Source organism: Kitasatospora sp. NPDC001119, assembly GCF_053598475.1.
Genome location: NZ_JBSFKI010000084.1, coordinates 1 through 9,942 on the forward strand (window position 1 = coordinate 1; position 9,942 = coordinate 9,942).

The 9,942-nt window shown below is 73.6% G+C and carries 6 protein-coding genes; 2 read left to right on the plus strand and 4 right to left on the minus strand.

What is annotated here, in order from left to right:
• Window positions 1-263: 263 nt before the first annotated feature.
• Window positions 264-1,046, minus strand: a complete 783-nt coding sequence (locus ACWDD9_RS43540) for an alpha/beta fold hydrolase (RefSeq protein WP_449814761.1) — start codon at window positions 1,044-1,046, stop codon at window positions 264-266.
• Between the two features lie 142 nt (window positions 1,047-1,188).
• Here ACWDD9_RS43540 and ACWDD9_RS43545 point away from each other — a divergent pair, with 142 nt between their 5' ends.
• Window positions 1,189-4,224 carry an AfsR/SARP family transcriptional regulator gene (locus ACWDD9_RS43545; protein ID WP_449814762.1) on the plus strand — a complete coding sequence of 1,012 codons (3,036 nt, stop codon included), beginning with the start codon at window positions 1,189-1,191 and terminating at the stop codon, window positions 4,222-4,224.
• Between the two features lie 133 nt (window positions 4,225-4,357).
• Window positions 4,358-4,915, plus strand: coding sequence for a hypothetical protein (locus ACWDD9_RS43550; protein WP_388048272.1), 558 nt, complete (start codon window positions 4,358-4,360; stop codon window positions 4,913-4,915).
• A gap of 174 nt (window positions 4,916-5,089) precedes the next feature.
• Here the strand turns inward: ACWDD9_RS43550 and ACWDD9_RS43555 are convergent, their stop codons facing one another.
• From ACWDD9_RS43555 to ACWDD9_RS43565, 3 genes are all read right to left on the minus strand, one after another.
• Window positions 5,090-6,925, minus strand: coding sequence for a serine/threonine protein kinase (locus ACWDD9_RS43555; protein ID WP_449814763.1), 1,836 nt, complete (start codon window positions 6,923-6,925; stop codon window positions 5,090-5,092).
• A 250-nt stretch (window positions 6,926-7,175) separates the two neighbouring features.
• On the minus strand, window positions 7,176-8,537 hold the full coding sequence (locus ACWDD9_RS43560) for a S10 family serine carboxypeptidase-like protein (RefSeq protein ID WP_449814764.1): 1,362 nt from the start codon (window positions 8,535-8,537) through the stop codon (window positions 7,176-7,178).
• 53 nt (window positions 8,538-8,590) lie between these two features.
• A complete protein-coding gene (locus ACWDD9_RS43565; RefSeq protein WP_449814765.1) occupies window positions 8,591-9,844 on the minus strand; it encodes a phosphatidylserine decarboxylase in 1,254 nt (417 codons plus the stop codon).
• Window positions 9,845-9,942: the final 98 nt, after the last annotated feature.

Here is a 9,942-nt window from a genome sequence, read left to right on the forward strand (position 1 = left end):
AGGCCGTCCTGGCCCTCGCCAGGCGCCGTCTCAACGTGCTCTGGGCCCTCATACGCGACAGCCGCACCTTCGATGCAGTTGCGCCCAAGAACGCCTCCCCAGCGCAGTAAGGCAGTCACGAGGCGTCACCGCCCTGGCTTGACAACATCATTGGGAATCTCCCTTGTCGTGTGTCCGGACAACGTGAGCGGTCAGCATGCCGAAGATGTGATCGTTTGTATCCACCGGCGACACGACTGGCCGAAACCGGTCCTTCCGCTTGCCTACTGGGCGCTGGTGAGGAAGTCCAGGACGAGGGGGCTCGCGGTGGTGCGGAACTCCTCGAAGTAGGCGTGCCGGGCGCCGGGGAGCAGGTGCAGGCGGGCGCCGGGGATGCGGGCGGCGAGCAGGGGGGCGTTGGCGGCGGGGTTGAGCCGGTCGTCGGCGCCGTGGAGGACCAGGGTGGGGGCGCCGATGGCCGGCAGGAGGTCCCAGGCGTCGTGCCGGTTGCTGGCGGCGAGGTGGCGGCGGCGGGCGTGGGCGGGCATGGCGGGGTCGCCGAGGGTGTGGTGCGGGCCGGGGTGGGAGTCGAGCCACCGGGGGGTGTACATCAGCTCCAGCAGGGCCTGTCGCGCGGCCTCGGGGTCGGGTTGCGCCAGGGCGCGGCGGACGTCGGCGCCGCGTTCGACGCCGTGCGGGCCGCCGGGTGAGGTGCAGCCGAGGACCAGGGCGCGCACCCGGTGCGGGTGGCGGGCGGCGAGCTGCTGGGCCACCCGTCCGCCCATGGAGGTGCCGTAGACGTCGGCCCGGTCGATGCCGAGGTCGTCGAGGACGGCGACGACGTCCCGGGCGAACTGTTCGGTGCTGTACGGGGTGTCGGGCTTGTCGCTGCCGCCGGTGCCGCGGTGGTCGAGGGTGAGGGTGGCGCGGGCGGGGTGGAAGTCGGCGCGGACCGCGTCCCACCAGTGGTGGTCGTTGGCCTGGCCGGCCAGCAGGACCAGTGGCGCCCCTTCGCCGCGCAACTGGTAGGCGATCCGGGTGCCGTCCGGTGCCGTCGCGCGCGTCATGGTCTCCCCCTCGTTCCCGGTCCGGCGGCCAGGGTATCCCCGTACTCCCGGACGGGCCCGGGGCCTCGTCCCTGACCAGGGGGGATGCGGTCGGTAAAATGCGCGGCCGGGGGATCGTGTGCGGGCGGAGGGGGATTGGCCGGTGGGTGGTTTACGGTTCACGGTGCTGGGGCCGCTGCGGGGGTGGCGGGACGGCGGCGAGCTCGTGCTCGGATCGCCGCAGCAGCGGAGCCTGTTGCTCGCGCTGCTGCTGAGGGCCAACCACCCGGTGTCGACCGGTCAGTTGGTCGACGACCTGTGGGGCGATGATCCGCCCGCCAAGCCCTCCGCCGTGATCCGGACGTACGTCCACCGCCTGCGCCGCGTCCTGGGGCCCGCCGCGCCGACCACGCTCAGCGGGGGCTACCTGTTCGCCCTGGACGCCGGCGGGCTGGACACCCACCGGGTCGAGGAACTCCTCGGCGAGGCGAGGGGGCTGCGCGCCGGCGGGCAGCACGCCCGCGCCGCCGCCGTACTCCGCTCGGCGCTGGCACTGTGGCAGGGCGAGCCGATGACCGGGCTGCCCGGCCCGTACGCCGAGCGGCAGCGCGGCGAGTGGGCCGAACGCCGGGTGACCGTCCTGGAGTCCTGTCTGGAGGCCGAGGTCGAGGCCGGGCCGTCCGGCGAGGCCGTCGCCGAACTGGCCGCCGTGGTGGCCGAGTACCCGCTCCGGGAGCGGTTCTCCGAACTGCTGATGCTCGCCCTCTACCGGACCGGCCGGCAGGCGGAGGCCCTGGGCGTGTACCGCGCGGCGGACCGGCGGCTGCGGGCGCAGCTCGGCGTCTCGGCCGGGCCCGGGTTGCGCGAGTTGCAGCGGCGGATCCTGGTGGCCGACGCCGCGCTCGTGGCGCCCGCGCCCACCTCGGCGTCCACGTCCTCGCCCTCGGCCACGCCCACCTCCTCGCCCGCACCGACAACGGCCCGGCCCGCCGCCGCGGCCCGCGCGCCGTACCCGGCGGCGGTCCGGCCGACCCAAGTCCCGGCCGACCTCGCCGACTTCACCGGCCGCGAGGCGCAGACCGAGGCGCTGCGGGCCGTCCTGCTCTCCCCCGGCACCATGCCCGTGGCGACGGTGTCGGGCCTGGGCGGCGTGGGCAAGACGGCGCTGGCCGTCCACGTCGCGCACACGCTGGCCGCGGACTTCCCCGACGGCCAGCTCTACCTGGACCTGCACGGGGCCGACGGCCGCCCGACCCGGCCCGAGGAGGCGGTGGGCGCCTTCCTGCGGTCCCTGGGCGTGCCGGCGGAGGGGCTGGCGCCCGGGCTCGCCGAACGCTCCGCCCAGTTCCGCTCGTTGCTCTCGGGCCGGCGGGTGCTGGTGGTCCTCGACAACGCCCGGGACGCCGAGCAGATCAGGCCGCTGCTGCCCGGCCGGGCGGGCTGCGCCGTGCTCGTCACCAGCCGGGCCAGGCTCGGTTCGCTTCCCAACGCGCACGTCGTCGAGCTGACCGCGTTCGCCCCGCAGGAGGCCCTGGGCCTGCTCGAACGGGTGGTCGGCGGGCAGCGGCTGCGGGCCGAGGCGGACACCGCCGGGGAGCTCGTGCGGCTCTGCGGCCACCTCCCGCTGGCCGTACGGATCCTCGCCGCGCGCCTCGCCTGCCGGCCGGGCTGGTCGATGGCCCGGCTGCTCGACAAGCTGGCCGGGGACCGCCGGCGGCTGGACGTGCTGCGCGCCGGGGACCTCGCCGTCGAGTCGGCGTTCCGCTTCGGCTACGACCAGCTGACGCCCGAACAGGCCCGGGCCTTCCGCCTGTTGGCGGTGCCGGAGGTGCCCGACCTGTCGCCGGGGGCGGTCGCGGCGGTGCTCGGCCTGCCCGAGCAGGAGGCCGAGGAGCTGGCCGAGTCGCTGGTCGACTGCTCGATGCTGGAGACCGCGCCGCCGGACCGCTACCGGTACCACGACCTGCTGCGCGCCTTCGCCCTGCAGCTCGCCCCGGAGGGGGAAGCGGAGGCGGAGGGGGACCGGCCGGCCGCCGTCCTCACCCGACTGGTGGCCCGTCACCACGGCGAGACCGTCGCGGCCCTCGGCCCGGCCGCCGCCCGCGCCGCCCTGCCGTTCACCGGCGCCGCCGCCCGTAGCGGTGGCTGCGGTACGGCGGCGGCCCACGGCCGCGGCGACTACCGCGGCATCGGCGCGCTGGTCGGCCAGTACGCCGCCCTCCCCGAGCCGCCCCGGCTCGACCTGGCGGCCGAACTGCTGCTCGGCTACGTCCTGTTGTGCGAGACCGGCCAGGCCGCCCGGCCGCTCGGGCACGCGGCCAAGGTGCTGCTCCACGCCGCCGTCCGCGCGGGCGACCGGACGGGCGAGGTCAGGGCCCGGCTGGTGCTCGGACGGCTGCTGACCGAGGTCGGCTCCGAACCCGCGGCCCTCGCCGAGCTGTTCAGGGCCCGCGACCTGTGCACCGCCCACGACCTGCCGGGGCCGCTGCTCGCCCTGGCCCACGCCTCGCTGGCCGCCCTGTTCGCCCAGGTCGGCCGGCCGGGCGACGCCGTCGACGGCTTCACGGCGGCGATCTCGGTGTGGGAGCGGCTCGGCGACCGGCGCTCGGTGGCGGCCGAACTGCTCGACCTGGCGGGCGCGTTCACCGGGCTCGGCCGGTCCGAGGCGGCGGTGCGCGTCGTCGACCAGTCGCTGCTGATCTGCCACGAGCTCGCCGACCACGAGCTCCAGGCGCTCGCCCTGGACTCGTTGGGGACGATCGCCCACGACCGCGGCGAGTACGAGCAGGCCCTGCGCCACCACCGCAACGCCCTGGCCCTGCTGCGGCCGGACGACCGGCGCCGCACCGGCCGTACGCTGCTGCGGCTCGCCGAGTCGCTGCGCGCCGTCGGCCGCGGCGAGGAGGCGGTGGCGGCGGCCGGGCGGGCGGTGGAGGTGCTGACGCTCGACGGCGACCGCCGGGGGCGGGGGCTGGCCCTGGCGGCGCTCGGCGACGCGCTCGCCGACCGCGCGGCCGCCGAGGGCACCGGGGATGCCGGGGATGCCGACGGGGACGCGGCCCGGGCGCACCGGTCGGAGGCCTACGACATCCTGGCCTCCATCGGCTCCCCCGAGGCCGCCCGGCTGCGCGAGCTGATCGGCCCGGCCCGCCCCGCCGTCCGGCCGCGCCGGCAGTGGCCGTCCTGGCTGCCGGCGTGACCCGCCGGAGGTCCGCCCGGTCCGGCGAGCCGACCTGGGGGCGCCTCCGAGGGGGACGGGGGGACGCCGGCAGGTCCAGGGCGCGGACGAAACCGGTATCTCCGAGTGCGGGCGCCCTGGCAGACTCCCCGCCATGGCCAACTCCTACGCGCGACCGGTCCTGAGGACGGCGGACCTCGACGAGGCCCTGCGGGCCGCCGGGCGGTTGCTGGATCTCGCCGACACCCGGGAGCTCGAGGTCGACTTCGACGCGCGCGTTCCCGACGCGCGGGCCCTCGAACGGCTCCTGGGCCTCCTGCCGGGTGCCGAGTGGTGGGCCGACGGCGCCGGACACGGCGCCTCCGACAGGGGTGACCCGCCGTCGGCCCACCTCCCGGTCCGGTTGATGGGCTGGGGCATGTCCGCGGACGTGGTGCGGCCGGTCCTGGCGGCGGCGGGGGCATGCCCGGTGTCGGTCCGCTGGGACTTCTCCGGCTGGCCGGAGGCTCCCGACATCGGCCTCGGTGCCGGAGGTCCCAGGGGCGCCTACGTGACGGTCTGCGCGCATGCCCGGGACCTCGACCTGACGGAGCCGGCGGCCGACCACACGGTGTTCGTGCACGTCAAGCATGTCGAGGCCGAACGCGCCCCGTGGCTGGCGGCACGAGTCGGCCTCCAGGTGATCGGCGAGCTGGTGATGGCCCCGTGGTGACCCGGGGCCGTGGCACCGCCCACAGCGCCGCCCCGGCCCCCGGATCGCGGACGAACCCGGCGTCGTCCGCGTCGTAGTCGTACAGCTCGCCGTCGCGGCCCCGGTCGACGGCGGTCTCCGGTCGGAGCCGGGCGGCGGCGGGAGGCCCGGGAGCGGGGATGCCCGGCCGGCGGCTCAGTTGAACGTCCACACCTGGTTCTGCGCGCCCGTGCAGGACGCCACGTGGGTCCCGACGCCGATGCCCTCGGACGTCAGGCACAGCTGGGTGGCGACGTTGGCGATCCGGTAGCCGCCCGGGACCTGCGCGATGGCCCAGACCTGGTTCCAGTCGGCCGGCGGGCTCGTCCAGATCTGCACCAGTCCGCTCCTGCGGTCCTGGTCCAGCACCTTGGTGAACTTGCTGGAGGCGTTGCGCAGGTAGTACATCCCGTCGGCGACCCGGTCCAGCCGCCAGAGCTGCGCCGCCGTGCCGTTGGCGAAGTAGGTGCCGACGGTGTTGCCGTCCTGGTCGTTGGAGGAGTAGTTGTCCAGCGCGCCGTTGGTGCCGGTGATCCGCGCCTCGGCGGGCAGTTGCGGTTTGGGCTGCGGCGTGGGCTGGGCGGACTGCGTCGGGGTCGCGGGCGTGGTGGGGGTGGCCGTTTCGCCGGGGGCGGGGCGCTCCGGGGCGGCGGAGGTCGGCGCGGGCGCGGCCGGGCTCTGGCCCGCGGCGGGGGCGGGGGCCGGGGCGGCGGGCGCGGCGGGGACCGGCGCGGGCGGCGGGGCTGCGGACGTGGCGTACGGCGGGGCGGTGGCCGGTCCGGGCCCGGCGGCGGGCGCGGGGCTCTCGCCCGTGCCCGGTCCGCCCGACGGTACGGGGGCCTGCGCGGGGGCGGACGGCTGTCCGGCGGGCGGGCGGCCGGCCTCGACGAGGGCGGCGGCGCCCGCCACCGCGGACCCGGCCGCGGGCCCGGCGACGGCGGCGCCGGGCGGCGTGGCGTCCCGGCCGGGCCGTACCACCGTCGCCCCGGCGGCCCCGGCCACGCAGAGCAGCGTCAGCGCCGCCACCCCGGCCAGCGCCCGCAGGCGGCGCCCGGCCCGGGGTATCCGCCGGGCAACGGACCGGGCGAGGGGCCGCTCCGGGCCCGACGGCGGCGCCGCCTCGCCCGCCGCCTCGCCCGCCGCGAGGGCCTGGCGCAGCGCCGCGGCCATCGTCGCCGCGTCGGGCCAGCGCTCGCCGGGGTCCTTGGCCATCGCCCGCTCGACCACCGCGCGCACCGGCGCGGGCACGTCCCCGGGCAGCGGCGGCACGGGCTCCGTCAGGTGCTTGAGGATCAGTTCGAGGGCGGTCTCCCCGTCGTACGGGAGCCTCCCGGCGAGGCATTCGTAGAGGACCACGCCGAGCGCGTAGAGGTCCGCCGAGGCGGTGACCGTCCCGGTGGAGGCCTGTTCCGGTGCCTGGTAGGCGGCGGTGCCCAGCACCACCCCGGGTACGGTGAACCGGGGGTCGCAGGCGGGGCCGGCGATGCCGAAGTCCGCGATCACCGTCCGGTCGCCGTTGACCATCAGGTTGGCGGGTTTGATGTCCTGGTGGACCACCCCGGACGCGTGCGCGGCCTCCAGCGCCTCCAGCACCTGGAGGGCCAGCCGCAGCGCCTCGGCCACCGGCAGGGCTCCGCGCCGCTCCAGGACGGCGCTCAGCGGCTGACCGTCGATCAGCTCCATCACCAGGTAGCCGACCGGGCGCCGACCGGGCGCGTCACCGCCGTGCGCGTCGCCGCTGGCCCCGTCGCCGCCGCTGTGCCCGTAGTCGTACACGCCGACGATGCCCGGGTGCCGCAGCCGGGCCATGACGCGGGCCTCGGCGTGGAAGCGCTCGGCGAAGCCGGGCTCGTCCAGCAGGGCCGGCTTCACCACCTTGACCGCCACCCGGCGGCCCAGGACCTCGTCCTCGGCGAGCCACACGTCGCCCATCGACCCGCCGCCGAGCCAGTCCACCAGCCGGTAGCGGTCGGCGAGCACGGTGCCGCGCAATGCTTCTCCCTGAATCGAGCCCGAGGGGGCCGGAGCGGATCCGGGGGCCGGCCCGGTCCCCTGGGCGCGCCCTGGTCCGGGACGCCCTCCGAGGATCGTGGCACCGGCTGATAGTTACTGACTTGCCATCATATGAATGATGTTCAGCTCGGGCCATCGCCACCCCGCGCCCGCGGCACCACGAACGGCGGGGCGGCACCGCAGTGCCGCCCCGCCGTCCGATCAACTCCCCGGCGCCGTCGCCGGTCCGCTACGCGAGCGGTCCCTGCGGGTCGTGCCCGTGGAAGGGACGCTCGAAGAGCCAGTTGTAGAGCATCTCCCGACAGGTCTCCGGCTGGTACGCCGGCACCTCGTGACCCGAGTCGGGGATGGACACCTGCGTCAGGTTGCCGCGCTGACGGACGAAGCCCTTGGGGTCGCCCGGCGGCTGCTGCCAGATCAGGCGGGGCGCGCCGTGCCACTCCGGGTCGCGGTCCCGCATGAGCCTGTCGAGGATCTCCTCGGTGCTCCGGAAGCCGCAGGCGGTGTCGAAGTTCCCGGTGTAGAGCAGCACCTTGTAGCGCTTGATGCCCCCGTCGCTCCTGTCGATGAGCGCGCCGTACTTGTCGGACGCGTCCGCCATGTTGTCCTCCACCAGGGCATCGGCCACCGGGCCGCTGTTGTCCTCGCACGTCCACTCGAGCCCGAGCGGCACGTGCAGGGCCTTCCTGACGGGATCGGTGTTCAGGTACGCCTTCAGCGTCTCCCAGGGCAGGCCCTTCCAGCCCCGGGCGTCGTAGATGTCGAAGTTCCCGCCGTAGGCCAGGGTCTTGTCCACCAGGGCGTTGCCGTCCTTGGTGGCCTGGACCATGCTGCCTTCCTTGATCTCGGCCTGGACCTTCGCGTAGTCCCGGAGCAGCTCCTCGCGCTGGCCGAGGCCGATGAATCCGGTGGTGTAGACGTAGTCGATCATGAGGCCCAGCGAGAGCTCGGGGGTGATCCAGCCGTTGCCCACCGCGATCCCGCGCAGGTCGATGTGCTGTCCCGCCTTCCGCCCGTTCTGCTTGTCGATCTCCAGGGCGATCGCCGGCACGTACTTGCCAGCGTAGCTCTCGCCGCAGACGTACAGCGGGCACTGCGCGTACTCGGGGTGCAGCTGGAAGAACTTCTGGAGCGCCTGCCAGAACATGTGGCCTAGTTCGGCCTCGTCCTCGATGTACTCGTCGTGCTTGGGATCGTCGGAGTGGCTGTACCCGGCGCCCAGGGGCTGGTCCCAGTAGAGGAGGTGCGCCTCCTGGTTCCAGCTGGTGGTGGTCAGCGACACGGTCCCGACGGTGTCCTCGGTGATGGTCAGCGGGCCGTTCTCCAGGAAGAGCCCGATCAGCGAGGAGGCGCCGGGGCCTCCGTTGAGCCAGATCACCAGCGGTGTGGCGCTGATCAGGTCCTGCTGGTCGGCGACGGGCACGTGGGGGCTGCAGGTCTGGCTCTCGAAGAACCAGTAGAAGAGGTTGTTCTTCGCGGTGCCCGTGCCGTCGAGCTGTACGCGCCCCGCGTAGGAGCGGATCCCCAGCTCGAGGCTCTTGGTGTCGAGGAGGTTCGCCGGGATCGACGTGACGAGATCGTCCGGGTCCATGGTTCAGTCCTTCGTTCGGGAGCGGATCAACGGGATCGACGGGATCAGCAGGATCACCGGGCGAACGGGATGCCCCGGCGGGACTGCGCGTGGTGGGGGTGGCTGAACAGCCCGTTCGTCCGCCCCGGGTCCTCAAGGGTCCCGATGCGCTGCCCCATGTGCAGCTGCAGGGCCGGGAAGCGGCCGTGCTCGAACAGCAGGATGTTCAGGGAGCCGCCGTACTGGAAGTTCCCGATCTTCTGGCCCTTCGTCACCGGGACGGGCTTCTGGGGGTTCTTGAAGTCCGCTTCGTACTGCACGGAGCCGATCGAGTTGAGGCCGACGGTCACCATCGCCACGTGCGTCTCGTGCTTGCCCCCCCTGGGGTCGGTGAACATCGTCCTGAAGATGAGGTATCCGCGGCGGAAGGTGTCGAACATCTCGTAGTCGAACCCGTAGCCGACGTTCCCCTTGTTGAGGAGCTCGGGGAAGTCCCGCATCCCGTAGTAGATTCCGTGGACGTCGTCGTGGGACTCCACGACCTCACCCGCTACCGGCGCGTGGTACCAGTGGTAGGTGTCGGGCATCAGGATGCACGACACGGCCGTGCCCCCGGGGAGCATCCTGCCGCCCTCCTCCCTGGGGACGAACCTCTTGTAGTAATCGGAACCGGCGAGCAGCTGCTTGACGTTCATGGTGACCGTCTTGACCGGGATCGGCGTCTCCTCGGCCAGGTCGTCGACGATCATGTTGATGACGCAGTCGGTCGGGGCGACCACCACACTGTTGTCGTCCTGGGCGTCGATCGGGCGCTTGCCGTCCTTCAGCTCCCGGATGAAGAACTGGTTGAAGGTGGCCCAGGGGCCGTCCTCGAAGTCCGCCATCCTCGTGCCGAGTTCGCTCTCCCAGAGCTTGATGAGCTTCTGCCCGTCCTTCCCCGTGTCGTCCATCTGGTCGCCCTGCAGGTTGGTGAAGTCCTTGGTCATCTCCAGGCCGGGACCGCAGGTCACGAAGACCATCCCGTAGTCGTTCTCGTAGGTGAGCCAGCTGAACTTCTCGATGTAGTCCAGGCCGTCGTTGGGCTTCGTCGTGGTCCAGTCCATGTACCAGGCCGCGAAGAAATCCTTCAGATCCTCGAATTTCTTCCCCCGCCAGTCGTAGTACACCTTCTTCTCATCGGGATCGGTCGGGTCGGCCGGACACTTCACCACGTTGGCGATCGTCGCGTCGAACAGGGTCTTGAAGCCCTCGTGATTGGTCTGGTACCAGCCGTCGATCCTGTCGAGGAACTCCTGGAGGGGCTTCGGGTACTCGTCGTTGTCCGGCATGACTCCATACCTTTCTTCGTGGGATCGTTCTGGTCATTCGTAAGATCAGGGCACCCAGGGATGCCGGGTGTGGCTGTCATGTCATTGCCGCGTCCGTG